The organism is Oceanotoga sp., from assembly GCF_030445905.1.
Lineage (GTDB): Bacteria > Thermotogota > Thermotogae > Petrotogales > Petrotogaceae > Oceanotoga > Oceanotoga teriensis.
In genome coordinates this window covers 1-13,498 of sequence record NZ_JASUSU010000064.1, presented here as the reverse complement: position 1 = coordinate 13,498, position 13,498 = coordinate 1, and the positions used below count along the sequence as shown (strand labels likewise).

11 protein-coding genes are annotated in these 13,498 nt (G+C 26.8%); 5 read left to right on the top strand and 6 right to left on the bottom strand.

Annotation, left to right across the window (positions count from 1 at the left end; genetic code table 11):
- Positions 1 to 196 precede the first annotated feature (196 nt).
- Positions 197 to 1,198, bottom strand: coding sequence for a nitroreductase family protein (locus tag PWP28_RS13055; protein ID WP_109605375.1), 1,002 nt, complete (start codon positions 1,196 to 1,198; stop codon positions 197 to 199).
- Positions 1,199 to 1,401: 203 nt separating this feature from the next.
- On the opposite strand from PWP28_RS13055, the gene PWP28_RS13050 reads away from it, so the two are divergent.
- The 4 genes from PWP28_RS13050 (at position 1,402) to rd (ending at position 4,399) form a co-directional block, all read left to right on the top strand.
- Complete coding sequence (locus PWP28_RS13050) at positions 1,402 to 3,210, top strand: heme NO-binding domain-containing protein (protein WP_240597596.1); 1,809 nt, start codon at positions 1,402 to 1,404, stop codon at positions 3,208 to 3,210.
- Between the two features lie 105 nt (positions 3,211 to 3,315).
- Positions 3,316 to 3,825, top strand: coding sequence for a rubrerythrin family protein (locus tag PWP28_RS13045; RefSeq protein ID WP_109605379.1), 510 nt, complete (start codon positions 3,316 to 3,318; stop codon positions 3,823 to 3,825).
- A 22-nt stretch (positions 3,826 to 3,847) separates the two neighbouring features.
- The gene (locus PWP28_RS13040) at positions 3,848 to 4,201 is read left to right on the top strand and encodes a class II SORL domain-containing protein (protein ID WP_109605383.1); all 354 of its coding nucleotides are present in this window, start codon (positions 3,848 to 3,850) and stop codon (positions 4,199 to 4,201) included.
- A 36-nt stretch (positions 4,202 to 4,237) separates the two neighbouring features.
- Positions 4,238 to 4,399, top strand: coding sequence for a rubredoxin (rd, locus tag PWP28_RS13035; protein WP_109605385.1), 162 nt, complete (start codon positions 4,238 to 4,240; stop codon positions 4,397 to 4,399).
- Positions 4,400 to 4,441: 42 nt separating this feature from the next.
- Here rd and PWP28_RS13030 read toward each other — a convergent pair whose 3' ends face one another.
- From PWP28_RS13030 to PWP28_RS13020, 3 genes are all read right to left on the bottom strand, one after another.
- Positions 4,442 to 6,907, bottom strand: coding sequence for an ATP-dependent Clp protease ATP-binding subunit (locus PWP28_RS13030; RefSeq protein WP_305081973.1), 2,466 nt, complete (start codon positions 6,905 to 6,907; stop codon positions 4,442 to 4,444).
- The gene (locus PWP28_RS13025) at positions 6,888 to 7,013 is read right to left on the bottom strand and encodes a hypothetical protein (RefSeq protein WP_305081972.1); all 126 of its coding nucleotides are present in this window, start codon (positions 7,011 to 7,013) and stop codon (positions 6,888 to 6,890) included. The genes PWP28_RS13030 and PWP28_RS13025 overlap by 20 nt, the downstream gene beginning before the upstream one ends.
- Positions 7,014 to 7,140: 127 nt before the next feature.
- On the bottom strand, positions 7,141 to 9,150 hold the full coding sequence (locus PWP28_RS13020; RefSeq protein ID WP_109605387.1) for a methyl-accepting chemotaxis protein: 2,010 nt from the start codon (positions 9,148 to 9,150) through the stop codon (positions 7,141 to 7,143).
- Positions 9,151 to 9,266: 116 nt separating this feature from the next.
- Here PWP28_RS13020 and pgeF point away from each other — a divergent pair, with 116 nt between their 5' ends.
- Complete coding sequence (gene pgeF, locus PWP28_RS13015; RefSeq protein WP_305081971.1) at positions 9,267 to 9,989, top strand: peptidoglycan editing factor PgeF; 723 nt, start codon at positions 9,267 to 9,269, stop codon at positions 9,987 to 9,989.
- 48 nt (positions 9,990 to 10,037) lie between these two features.
- Here the strand turns inward: pgeF and PWP28_RS13010 are convergent, their stop codons facing one another.
- Both PWP28_RS13010 and PWP28_RS13005 read right to left on the bottom strand, forming a co-directional pair.
- A complete protein-coding gene (locus PWP28_RS13010) occupies positions 10,038 to 12,221 on the bottom strand; it encodes a TIM-barrel domain-containing protein (protein ID WP_305081970.1) in 2,184 nt (727 codons plus the stop codon).
- Positions 12,222 to 12,450: 229 nt separating this feature from the next.
- A complete protein-coding gene (locus tag PWP28_RS13005; protein ID WP_158274868.1) occupies positions 12,451 to 13,263 on the bottom strand; it encodes a type I phosphomannose isomerase catalytic subunit in 813 nt (270 codons plus the stop codon).
- Between the last annotated feature and the right edge of the window lie 235 nt (positions 13,264 to 13,498).

The following is a 13,498-nucleotide window of genomic DNA, read 5'->3' as shown; positions in this document are numbered from 1 at the left end:
TATTCCTTTTTTTACTTGTTTTTATTTTTGTTGCTTTTCATTTACTTGTTTTTTATTTCATATCCCTTTTTTATTGCTCTATTTTTCAAGTCACTATTATAGATCTCTTAAAATATAAATATTTTAATATTAACACAAAAAAAAAGAAGTTTCAACTATTATTAATATTGAAACTTCTTTTTATATCAAAAACTATTTAATTCCATTTGAGTATATCATCTAATTCTTTTCTTATCCTCGGTCCATTTTCTACTTCAATATGTTTTTCAGTTAAATATTCACCTGCACCAGGATATCCAACAGCTATAACAGTTATCAAAACAGACTCATCATCGATATTTAAAAATTTTTTTAATTTTTCAGATTTATATCCTGCAACCGGATGAGCTATTATCCCCATTTTTGTTGCTTGTAACAATAGATTAGCAACAGACATTCCAGTATCAAACAAAAAATAATCTCGTGAATCATTTAATGCACAATCATCTTCTTTTTTTGAATATACTGCTATCAAAGCCGATGAATATTTCATCCAGTAATTCCCATCTGGTATGTATTCAAAAGATTTTTTTAATTTTTCATCAGAATTTATAACATGATATCTCCAAGGTTGATTATTAAAACACGATGGAGCTTTAGTGGCAGCTTCTATAATTTTTTTGATCTCTAAATCGCTAACTTTTTTTATAGAGAAAGATCTTTTAGCCCTTCTAAACTCTATATTGTTATCGATAGAAAAATCATCAAATACAATATTTTCTATCTTTTCGTACAATTTGTCAACAAAAATTGGATTTGTATCTTCACAAACATCTCTCAATCTTACCCATCTATCCAAAATATAAGCTTTTCTCTGTACAGAATCTCTTTCAATGACATTAAAAAGATTTGAAATCTCAAGATTTTTATCAGAAATAAATGTTATATCTAAATCATTTTCATCTCTCAAACCTGCCAAATACTCTTCAGTATCGGGTGTGACAATGATTAAATTCACATCAAATCCTTCAATTCCGGAAATCTTATTGTATTTAATATGTTGCTGTGATATTTGGAGAACTTCTTCCGAATATTCTCCTGGAAGATGTTTTGGGTAAAATATTAAAATAGTATAATTCCCTTTTAAATCATCTTTACTTAAAATATTTCTTCTATCATCAATACCTTTAAAATAAGGAACTTCTTCATACTTTTTCATATTTTTTACCTCCCCTCAGAATAAAATTATATCATTTTATTACATCATATTCAAATTTTAGAAAAAATTATTATTTTTTTTATATAATATAATAATTATTAATAAAATTAAGTTATAATAAAAATGATATTATTCATAATAAAAATGATGTAAAATATATCATATGGATGTGAAAAAACTGGAGGTGTATTTTTTTGAAAGGTATGGTCGTGAGCACCTGGTTGGAAACCTGGCGAAAATTATATGGTGATAATACTGTAAATAATGTTATGAATGAAGTTGGAATGAATAAAGATAAAATATTTACTCCCATAGAAGAAGTAGAGGATAAAGATGTTTATAAGATGGTTGATTCTATATCTAAGAAAACTGGTCATAGTAAAAAAGATATATTAAAAACCATGGGTAAAAAAAATATTTATACATTTCATAGTTATTATCCAAACTTTTTTAAGAGAGAAGGAGTACTTGCCTTTTTATCTTCTATGAATGATGTACACAAATCTTTAACAAAAAGGATAAAAGGAGCCAAACCACCGAGAATTGACTTTGAAATAGTAAATAATAAACAAGCAATAATTACTTATTCTTCATTTAGAGATATGAGATATTACTTCTTAGGTCTTTTAGAGGGCTCTGCTGAATATTTTAATGATGCCATCGAATACGATATTATAGAAGATATATCAAATGATAAAAATTATTCTATAAAAGTTAAAGTTAAAGCTCAAAAAGAATTTGCTCAAATAACTAAGTTAAAATTATTCTCAATTTTAGGACTTGGTATTTTAAAAAGATTCGTGACTAGTTCTGTCTTTTTGATATTTTTAACAACATTTATATTTTCTATAATTTTTGGAAATATTATGAATAATAACATAATTTCAGCATTATTGACGGCAATTCTTAGTGGAACCTCTTTTGCATTTTTAGGCGTTTACTTTAAAAAAGGTCTTAGAACAACTAATTCAAGTATAGAAAATATGAAAAAAAATAAATTTGATACTCCTGTATTGGTAAAAGGTGAAAAAGAATTAGAAAATCAAACAAAACAACTCGAAGATTTAAGAATAAGTTTGAGTGGCCTTTTTATAGATCTCGTTGGAGATATAGAAGAAATAGAAATCTTCACTTCAAAAGTTGGAGACAAAGCATCTGAAATGAAAGAACTTTCCGATTCTATGGGTGATCTCGTTGAACAAGTTGCGGATGGTTCTGTACAAATAAGTACAGATGCTGAAGAAATATCTAATGTGGTTGAATCAAATGTAAATTCAATAAACAATATAATTCAAAGAGAAAACTCTATGGTAAATGAATTAGAAAATGCTGTAAATCAAATAAATAATTCTTCAAAAATGGTTGAATCTTCTTCAGATGGAATAGAAAAAATGTCTTATAGATTCAATGATCTTGTAAAAAATAGTAAAAATTTAGAAAATGATGCTCATGAAATAATGAATGTAGTTCAAACAGTTACATCTATAGCCGATCAAACAGATCTTTTAGCTTTAAATGCTGCGATAGAAGCAGCTCGTGCCGGTGAAGCGGGAAGAGGATTCTCTGTAGTTGCCGAAGAAATAAGACAATTAGCAGAAAGCTCTAAAAATGCAGCTTCTCAAATAAGTAATATACTTGGAAAAATATCTTCAGGAATAGATTCTCTTAATAAAAATGTTGAAAATGAATACAATATAATGACTGAAGAAGCTAAAAAACTAAAAGATAGCTCTTCTACAAATTTGAGTTCTTCAAATAATATAAAGAAAATCTCTTCTGAAATAGAAAATGTTTTAACTGAATTGAAAACAGAAGGAGAAAAATTAACAGGTTTAACCGCAAGTGTTCAAAACTTACTTGCAATTTCAGAAGAAGGCTCTGCAACGGCAGAAGAAATATCTTCTTCAGTAAGAGAATTCATAAGAAATCTAAAAGGTATACTCGATGATCTTGAAAAAACCAATGCTTTTATAAAAGGATTCAAGAAAAATTTCGAAAAAATAAACTTCTAAATGTTAATTTCAACCTTTTGAAATAAATTCTTCAAAAATAAATGTTATAATTAACAAGACGATTGAATTTTAATTATATCATAATAGACAAGGGGGAATTTCAAAATGGTTAAAAGAGAAATGACAAGACAATTCTTAGAGGATGCTTTTTGTGGAGAATCAAAAGCACATATGAAATATTTAATTTTTGCAGAAGAAGCTGAAAGAAAAGGTTTAAAAAATTTAGCAAGAATGTGGAAAGCTATTGCATATGCAGAATTTACTCATGCAAGAAATCATTTTAAAGCTTTAGGTTATATAGGCTCTACAGATGAAAATCTTCAAAGTTCTTATGATGGAGAACATTTTGAAATAGAAGAAATGTATCCTGTATATAATAACTCTGCTGAATTCCAAACTGAACCAGAAGCTGTTAGAACAACTCATTTTGCTCTTGAAGCTGAAAAGATTCATGAAAAAATGTATAAAGATGCACAAGAAAAAACTAAAGATGGAAATGATATAGAAGATTCAAAATTCTATATATGCAATGTTTGTGGTTATACAACTGAAGATGAAGTACCTGAAAAATGTCCTGTATGTGGTGCTTCTAAAGAGATGTTTAAAGAGTTTTAATCAATCAAAAGGGGGAATTAAAATGTTAGGTGATATCATAAAAAAAGATGACTTCAAAAATGAAAAACATGTTCCAGTAATAGAATGTCCCGATAAAGTTAAAGCTGGAGAAGAATTCATGGTAGAAGTTCAAGTTGGAAAAGAAATAGCACATCCAAATACAGTTGAACATCATATTGCATGGATAGACTTATTTATTCATTATGATGGAGATCCTAATACAGTAAATCTTGGAAGATTTGAATTTGGTGCTGTTGTTGGACAACCTCATGTAAAGCATGTTATAAAATTAGACAAACCTGGTAAATTAATAGCTCTTTCTTATTGTAATATTCATGGTCTTTGGGAAAGTTCAAAAGAAATAGTGGTAGAATAATATAAAATAAATATTCCTTAAAAGGAGTGGATACCTATGAAAAAGTACAGATGTATAATTTGTGGATACATTTATGACCCTGCTGAAGGAGATCCAGATAATGGAGTAAATCCAGGCACATCTTTTGATGATATTCCAGAAGATTGGGTATGCCCTTTATGTGGTGCTTCTAAAGAAGATTTTGAAGTAGTAGAATAAATATAATAAAATGTGGAGATTATTTATCTCCACATTATTTTATTATGATCTTTCTGATATTTCTTTTTTTGTTTTTATATCTCCACCTGTTTTTCTTAAATTCAATTTATCATCTATTAACTCTACCATCACAGAATCTCCTTCTTTTACTTCCTCATTTATTATTTGATTTGCAAGAGGGGTTTCAATATACTTCTCAATAACTCTTCTCAAAGGCCTCGCACCAAATAATGGATCATACCCTTTTTCAGAAAGAGCTTTTTTAGCCGGTTCTGTAACTTCTATTTTAATTTTTTTCTCATTTAACCTTCTTTCAAGTTTTAAAATCATTATATCAACTATACTCTTCATATCATTTAATGTTAATGGTTTAAATACAACTATATCATCAAGTCTATTAACAAATTCTGGTCTAAAAGCTTTTTTTACTTTATCCATAACCTGATCTTTCATATCTTGATACTGTTCTTCACTGTCTTCACTTATAAAACCTAAAGTTCTTTTAGTCTTTGTAATCCTTTCAGATCCTAAATTAGAAGTCATTATTATTATTGTATTGGCAAAATTTACAGTTCTTCCTTGAGAATCAGTAAGTCTACCATCATCCATTATTTGAAGTAAAATATTAAAAATATCTGGATGTGCTTTTTCAATCTCATCAAGAAGTATCACGGAATAAGGTCTTCTCCTAACTCTTTCCGTTAATTGTCCACCTTCTTCATAACCAACATAACCAGGAGCAGCTCCTATTAATCTTGAAACAGAATATTTTTCCATATATTCACTCATATCTATTCTTATCATAGAATTTTCATCACCAAATAAATATTCTGCAATTGATTTTGCCAATTCTGTTTTACCTACTCCTGTTGGTCCAAGAAACAAAAAACTTCCTGTAGGTCTTCTTGGATCTTTTAGCCCTGCCCTTGATTTTCTTATAGTTTGCGAAATAACATTAACAGCTTCATCTTGTCCAACCATTCTTTTATGTATCTCCATCTCAAGATTTATTAATTTTTTTCTTTCATCTGATAACATTTTCGTAACAGGAATTCCCGTCCACTGTTGAACAACATAAGCTATAGTTTCTTTATCTACTATATTATGAATAGAATCTTCTTCTTTTTTTACATTTTTCATAGCATTTTCAAGCTCTTTTTGTACATCAAAATAATCGGCTTTCTTTTTTGCCGCTTCTTCATATTTTTCTTCAAATGTTAATTGATTTATTTCATCTTCGAGCCTTAACATTTTTTTCTCTATCTCTCTTACTTCTGTAGGTTTTGTAGTATTTTTTAATTTCACTTTAGCCGATGCTTCATCTATTAAATCTATAGCTTTATCTGGTAAAAATCTATCTGTTATATACCTTTGAGAAAGTTTAACAGCTGATTCAACAGCATCATCAGTTATTTCAACACCATGATGTTTTTCATAACTCAATTTCAATCCTTTTAAAATTTGTATAGAATCCTCTACAGTAGGTTCTCCAACATCTATAGGTTGAAATCTTCTTGAAAGAGCTTTATCTTTTTCAACATGTTTTCTATATTCTTCCATGGTTGTAGCACCAATAATTTTAAGTTCACCTCTTGCTAAAGAAGGTTTTAAAATATTTGCAGCATCCATTGTATTTCCCTCAGTAGCACCTGCTCCCATTATGGTGTGTAACTCATCTATAAAAAGAATTACTTGATCTTTCATCTTTCTTGCTTTATCTATAACTGATTTTAATCTTTCTTCAAAATCACCTCTAAATTTAGTTCCTGCGAGCAAACCTGCCATATCGAGTTCAAGAAGTTTTTTATCTTTCAAATAATAAGGGGCTTCTTCATCCACAATTAATTGAGCTAAACCTTCAACAATAGCTGTTTTTCCAACACCTGCATCCCCTACAAGAACTGGATTATTTTTATTTTTTCTCGATAATATTTCAACCATTCTCTGAATTTCATTTTCTCTTCCTATAACAGGACTTAATTTACCTTTTTTAGCTTCTTGTGTAAGATCTATAGTAAATTTTTTTAGAGGATCTATTTCTGCATTTTCATACTCATCCGAACCTTCTTCTATATATTGAGTTAATATTTTTCTTATCTTTTTTTCATCAGTATAAGCTTTAAGTATCTTGGCAGCAAAAGAATTTTTTTCAAGATATATACCAAGAACAAGACCCAATAAAGTTATTTTCTTTAACTTATAAGCTCTTATTTCTTTTTTTGCTATTTCAATAGCATTTGTAAGATTATTGGATAAAAAAATTCCATTCTGATTTCCAGAATAAAATACTCCAATATCTTGTTCAAGATTATTGTTCAAGTCTTTTTTTAATGCTTCTATCTCATTATTTTCAAATAAAGCATTAATTCCTTCATCATTCATATCGGCTATAGAAAGCATCAAATGTTCTGGCTTCACTATATTACCACCAGAAGATGTCAACATTATCTGTGCATCTTGCAAAGCATTTAAAGCTTTTTCTGTAAAATCATTTGGATTCATTCTCATTTATCTCTTCACCTCCAATAGTAAATATGTTTTCATAATAATTTTCAAATAACTCTTCATAAGGATCAAAAAATATATTTTCAATACTTTCTTTTTTTAAATTCATATAAACACCTCCAGCGTTTAATCAATTGTTACATTTATTTGCTAATAATATTATAAAAAATATAAGGGAAAATCCCTTATATTAATTATATCAAAAAAACAAAGAAGAGTCAAAACTCTTCTTTGTTTTATATGTTAAATTTTTTAATGATATTTATTAATCCTTTAGAAAGTTCCGTTAATCTATCTGCCGATTCGCTTAGAGTTAATGCTGATTTAGATTCTTGTTCTATTCCCTGATTTAATTCTTCTATTTGTTCTTTAATATCAGTCAATCTTTCAGATGATTTTTCCATAAGCCCTGTTATTTCCTCTGTTGAAGCACTTTGCTCCTGTATTGTTGCTGTCGTATTTTCTATACCAGTATTCATTTCTTTTACCTGTTGAAGTATATGTGAAAATTTAGTTGAACCAGTTGTTATTTTTTCGCCTGTATTAACTATAAGATTTACAACCTCTTCTACAGAATTATTAACTTCACCCGTTTTTCCTTGAACATTTTTCAAAATTTTATCTATATCAGAAGTAGCTTTTTTAGAATCATCTGCTAATTTTCTTATTTCATCTGCAACTACAGCAAATCCTTTTCCTGCTTCTCCTGCACGAGCAGCTTCTATTGCTGCATTTAAAGATAATAAACTCGTTTGTTCTGTTATTGAATTTATAGTATCTACTATCTTCAAAATATTTTCCGACATTTCTTTTAGTTCATTAACCGTTATTTGACTCACAGTAGCTTTTTCTACAACATTATTCATTTCTATCATTATTTGATTCATTGTTTTCACACCATCTGCAGCTGAATTTTCAGTTATGTTAGATGCATTAGATAAATTTTGAGAATTCTCTGATAAATTTTGTGATGAAATAGATATCTCTTCAATTCCAGAAACAAGTTCAGAAAATAGATCATTTATCTCTTCTACAAAATTTTTTATATCTTCTGATTTTGTAGAAAGTTCTTCTGTGGTTGCCGATGTTTCTTCTGCTAAACTCGCAAGATCATGTGAAGATTCATCAACTGTTTTTGCAGATTTGTCTATTTCAATTATTGTTTTTCTTAAATTATTTCCCATATTATTTAAACTTTTATTCATTTTTCCTATTTCATCATTAGATAAAATATTAAACTTCGTATTCAAATTACCATTTCCAAATTCTTGAATTTTTTCATTCATACTTTTAAGAGGTCTTTTTATAAATAATAATATCAACATTGCTGAAAAAATTGAAAATGTTATATTTATTATTATTATCCATTTTACCTTTGAGATAGTTGAATTATTATCCTTTATTAAGGTTGTTCCAAGTATTTTTTGTTCTTTCATGAGTGTATCTTCAACAGTTTTTATATTTTCATATATTTTTAATCCTATTTTATCCATTTCATTTATGATAAATTGTTCATCATACATAATACCTATTAATTCTCCAAGGTAACCTTCATAATTTTCTTTATCTTTTATTAAATCATTTAAAATACTTTTGATATTTAAATCTTGATTTTTCTGTATAAGATTTATACTATCATCAGCATATACAAAATTTTCATATATTCCATCAACATATTTCTCATCATTATAATAAAGATATTTATAAAGAGAAAGCCTTGCATTCGATAAAAAATCAAGTGTCTTAAATCCAGCCGTCAATTTTTGTTCATCCATCTTATCTACATAATTTAAATATCTCCAAGAAGAATCATAAATAGACTTTCCACTTTTATCAAGATTGCTGATTATAGAATTTTTATTTTTCTTATAATCTTGTATAGTCTGAAAATGATTATTGTATAAATTTAGTTGATCATTGATTTCATTATAAGTGTGAGTAGAATTAAAAGTTATATTTATCTCTTCTAAATATTCTTTCATTTGAGAATAAAATATGTTAAAATTTTCAATAGATATTTCATTTTCATCTTTTATATAATCTTTGACTTGAATTCTCAAATTCTGAAAATTGTTTTCTATTTCAGAAAAAGCTGAATATTCATTGCTAAGTTTTTCATAACTTTCAAAACCTTCATTCGATTTGATCAAACTTTTTATACTAAAAAAACTGGAAAAAATTAAGAATACTATTATAACTATAAAACCAAATACAATTTTTAAACTTAAATTATTAAGTTTTTTCATAAAAACACCTCCATAATATCCCCAAAATACTAATATATAATATAGTCCATTATACCTTAATACATATTATAAGTGAAGTTTTAAAAGTTATGTTATACTTAGTTAAGATGGAGGTGATGAAAATATTTAAAGAATCTATGATCAAAGGTAAAAGATATCTTTATATCGAAGAGTTTGAAAAATTAAATATTTTTACATTTTTTTCAACTATAGATTTTGATTTTTCTTCTAAAAATAGATCTTCAAATTTGAATTTTATTAAAAATACATTTAAAATAAACATGATTTCTTCATCAGACCAAACACATTCGGATAATATAAAAATAATAGAAAACTCTGAAGAAATAGTAAAAAATACAGATGCTCTCATAACAAATAAATCAAATATCTATTTATTTACATTACATGCTGATTGTACACCTATTTATATTTTAGATAAAAAAAATAGAATTGTAGCTCTTATTCATTCAGGATGGAGAGGTACTCATAAAAAAATTCTCGAAAAAACTTTAAAAAAAATGTTATATTCTTTTAATTCAAAACCAGAAGATATAGTAGTTGCCTTAGGACCTTCTATAAGAAAAGATAGTTTTGAAGTAGATTATGATGTATATAAATTATTTAAAGAAAAATTCGAAAATGATATATATTATGAAAAAAAAGATAATAAATATTTAATAAATTTACCAAAAATAAATACAGATATCGCTAAAAAATTTGGTGTATCTCAAATTATAGATTCAAATATATGTACATATGAAGATAAAAGATTTTATTCTTTTAGAAAAACACATGGAAACGAAAAAATGGGAGCTATAATAGGAATTAAAAATCATTAATAAAAAACCTGATTTCATAAATAGAAATCAGGTTTTTTATATTTATTTTTATTTTAAAGATAGTGTTTGATCAAATCTATTTCCAAATTCATCATAAATCTCAAGTTTGATCTCTTTTAAAAGAGGTATATAATCTTCAGATGTATCTATTTCAGCTTCAACCTCATATTCTCCCTCTTTTTTAGAAACATTTACTGATATTTCGGCATAATTACCTTTTTTATATTCATTAGTAACACCATCATCTTCATAATATGTATAAGATCCTTTATCAGTTATAAGTCCTGTTAAAATTATTTTTTCAATATTTTTTTCACCAACATATTTTGTAGGTTCACTTAAAACTATCATGTGATTTTCTCTTATAAAAATAGGAATTTCTTTTAAATCTGCTTCTATATAATAATCACCATTTTGTAAAACTTTCATACTCCTATTTGAATAATTCGAAGCTATCCAAACAAGCCACTTATCTTCTGGCAAATGAACATATCTTCCCCTTGAATTTGGGGTATAAATTGGTGCTACCATAAGTGATTCACCATACATATATTGATCTTCTATTTGCTTAACCCTATCATTATCAAATTCTAAAAATAAAGGTCTTATAAACGGTGTTAAATCTTCAACAGATTTCATATATTCTGAATATGAATAAGGTAAAAAAGCATATCTCAATTTAATTATATCTGTTAAAATATCTTCTGTTTTACTATCAAAAGACCATGGTTCTTGATTTCTTGTACCAAGAGCAGCATGATTTCTATATAATGGTGTAAATGCTCCCAATTGCATCCATCTTATAACAAGTTCAGGATTTGAATTACATCCAAATCCTCCCACATCTGCCCCAGTGTAAAAGAACCCCGATAAATTAAGAGACTGAATCATCCTTATATGAACAAGCATATGTTCCCACCAAGAGTGATTGTCTCCTGTCCATATAGTAGCATATCTATGATGTCCTGTATAAGAACTCCTTGATAATAAGAAGTATCTATAATCAGGAATCAATTTATCAAATCCTTGGACTGTAGCTCTGGTCATATTAAATCCATATAAATTGTGAACATCATCATGATTAATTTTATTTCCAGAATCATCAATATGGTAAAATGACTTATAATCTTCCCTTGAATTGGACATTGCAAGCATTTTATCTTTTGCAAGAAATGCATTTATTCCCATATTAACATCATTTTTCATATTTTCTGCCGCTTTAACAACATTATTAAAGCTTCTCAAAGTATAGAATATAGCTGGTTCATTCATATCATTCCAAAAAGAATAGATACCAAGATCTGTAAAAATTCCATATTTTTTACCCCACCAATTTCTTGTTTCATTGTTTAAAAAATCCGGAAAATGTGTAAGACCTGGCCAAACAGCAGTGACAAAATCGTTTCCATCTTTATTTTTACAAAAATAATTTTGTTTTACACCTTCCTCATAAATAGAATATTCTTTTTCTATCTTTACTCCTGGATCTATAATCGGTACTAAATTGAAACCTTCTTCTTTTAAATCTTTTACCATCTTTTCAAATTCTGGGAATTTTTTTCTATCAATTGTAAACACTTTATAATTTTCCATATAATCTATATCCATATAAATTGCATCACAAGGAATTCCCTTACTTCTAAATTTATTGGCTATATCTTTTATAGTTTTTTCATCTGGATAACTCCATCTACATTGTTGATAACCCCAAGCCCATTTTGGTGGAACAAAAGGTTTTCCTGTTAAAGTTAAATATTCTTTTATTATTTCATTTTTATCTTCTTCATCAAATATATAAAGTTCAAAATCTTTTGATTTTATCTCTATTTTAATTTCATTTATATTTTCATATCCTATATCAAATATTATTTCTCCTGGATAATCTATTAAAAGTCCAAATTTTTCTTTACCATCTACTATTATAAAAGGATGAGAACCATAAAGAGCTTCTTTTTCAGGAGTGTGATTTGGATCATCTGTTGCATACATTCTATATTTTCTACCTCTTTTATTTAAAGAACCTAAATTTTCACCAAGACCAAAAATATAATCATTTTCATTCATTTTATATTTTAAAAATGTACTTTCTCCTTCATTATATATATCAAAATACATCAATTTAGAATTATCATCATAAAGAAACTCTTCTTTATTGATAATAACAGCCTCCGTTTCAAATGGATTACCAAATCTGTAGAATTCAGTAAAATTAAGAATTGTAGAATGTTTCATAATAATTCCTCCTTCATAAATAGTTTTATAATTTTTTATTAATTCCAAAAACTTTTACACTTTTATTATTATGATATCAATAAAATGTTTTTATTTTATTAACTTTGAAAAATGTTTTTATCAATATTTTTTGGAATCGCTTTCTTATTTATTTAAAAAATTAAATAAAAATGCCTTCAAAGCAGATTCTTATTTTTTTAATTTCTTTTTCCACTTTGAAGGCTTAATTTTATATTATACCTTTCCAACCATTCATATTTATTTTATACTCAACCCATTCACCTTCAAAATAATACTTTACTTTATCATCGAGATAAATAGTTTTATAATCTTTTAATGATACATATATACCTTTACCAATTTTTTCTTCATTTTTAAATTTATTAAATGAAAAATATTTAGTTTCCATACCATTTGTACTTCTATTAACACAATAAGAAGTTTTCACATTTTTCAAAACCTCTTTAGATTTTTCTACATGTATTTCTCTTGGTCTACCCCAATCATAAAGTCTATAAGTTATATCAGAACTTTGTTGTATTTCAAGTATTGTACAATTTGGACCTAATGTATGAACAGTACCCGCAGGAATAAAAATTGTATCAAACTTATTAAATTCAATTTCTTCAAGACATTTATCCCAAGAATTATCTTTAAATGAATTCATAACTCCTTCATTATCATTTGAGACTTTTATTTTTCCACCATCTTTCAAAAAATACCAAGCTTCAGACTTACCTATACTTTGATTTTCAAGTTTCTCTGCAAAATCATCATCTGGATGAACCTGAACAGATAACCATGATGAAGTAGATATTAATTTCAACAGCAATGGAAAATCTTTGATTATATCCGTTGATTTATAAGTTTTACCTGTTTCAACTCCTTTTAAGGTAGTTTCCATACCTTCAACAACAGAAAAAAGCCAAACTTCACCAACTGGATTTTCTCCTAAGTTATGCTTAAAAACTTCATTTAAATCTTTATTCCCCCAAACTTTTTCAGAAAGAACAGGTTTACAAATTAAAGGTTCATTGATCACAAAAAATCGCCTCCATAAATAGCTTATTTAGAACTTAATAATTTATTAAAAAATAATTATAATCCTCTTCTATATTTTTAAGTTCATTCAATATTTTTCTTTCATATTCGGTAGATCCTCCATTATAATGATAATATATAGTATCTTTCTAAATTCTAAAAACGTTTATTTAAAGTAATTTTAAACGATGTTAAAAGGGATATTTACCTCCATAGGTTATAATTAAATTGTTAAG

Bases quoted from the DNA above. Each gene is read 5' to 3' on its own strand.
- PWP28_RS13030 (WP_305081973.1), bottom strand. From the start codon at position 6,907: ATGAGAATGAATCCAAATGATTTTACAGAAAAAGCTTTAAATGCTTTG.
- PWP28_RS13025 (WP_305081972.1), bottom strand. From the start codon at position 7,013: ATGAATTTAAAAAAAGAAAGTATTGAAAATATATTTTTTGATCCTTAT.
- PWP28_RS13020 (WP_109605387.1), bottom strand. From the start codon at position 9,150: ATGAAAAAACTTAATAATTTAAGTTTAAAAATTGTATTTGGTTTTATA.
- PWP28_RS13050 (WP_240597596.1), top strand. From the start codon at position 1,402: ATGGTCGTGAGCACCTGGTTGGAAACCTGGCGAAAATTATATGGTGAT.
- rd (WP_109605385.1), top strand. From the start codon at position 4,238: ATGAAAAAGTACAGATGTATAATTTGTGGATACATTTATGACCCTGCT.
- PWP28_RS13045 (WP_109605379.1), top strand. From the start codon at position 3,316: ATGGTTAAAAGAGAAATGACAAGACAATTCTTAGAGGATGCTTTTTGT.
- PWP28_RS13055 (WP_109605375.1), bottom strand. From the start codon at position 1,198: ATGAAAAAGTATGAAGAAGTTCCTTATTTTAAAGGTATTGATGATAGA.
- PWP28_RS13040 (WP_109605383.1), top strand. From the start codon at position 3,848: ATGTTAGGTGATATCATAAAAAAAGATGACTTCAAAAATGAAAAACAT.
- PWP28_RS13010 (WP_305081970.1), bottom strand. From the start codon at position 12,221: ATGAAACATTCTACAATTCTTAATTTTACTGAATTCTACAGATTTGGT.
- pgeF (WP_305081971.1), top strand. From the start codon at position 9,267: ATGAAAATATTTAAAGAATCTATGATCAAAGGTAAAAGATATCTTTAT.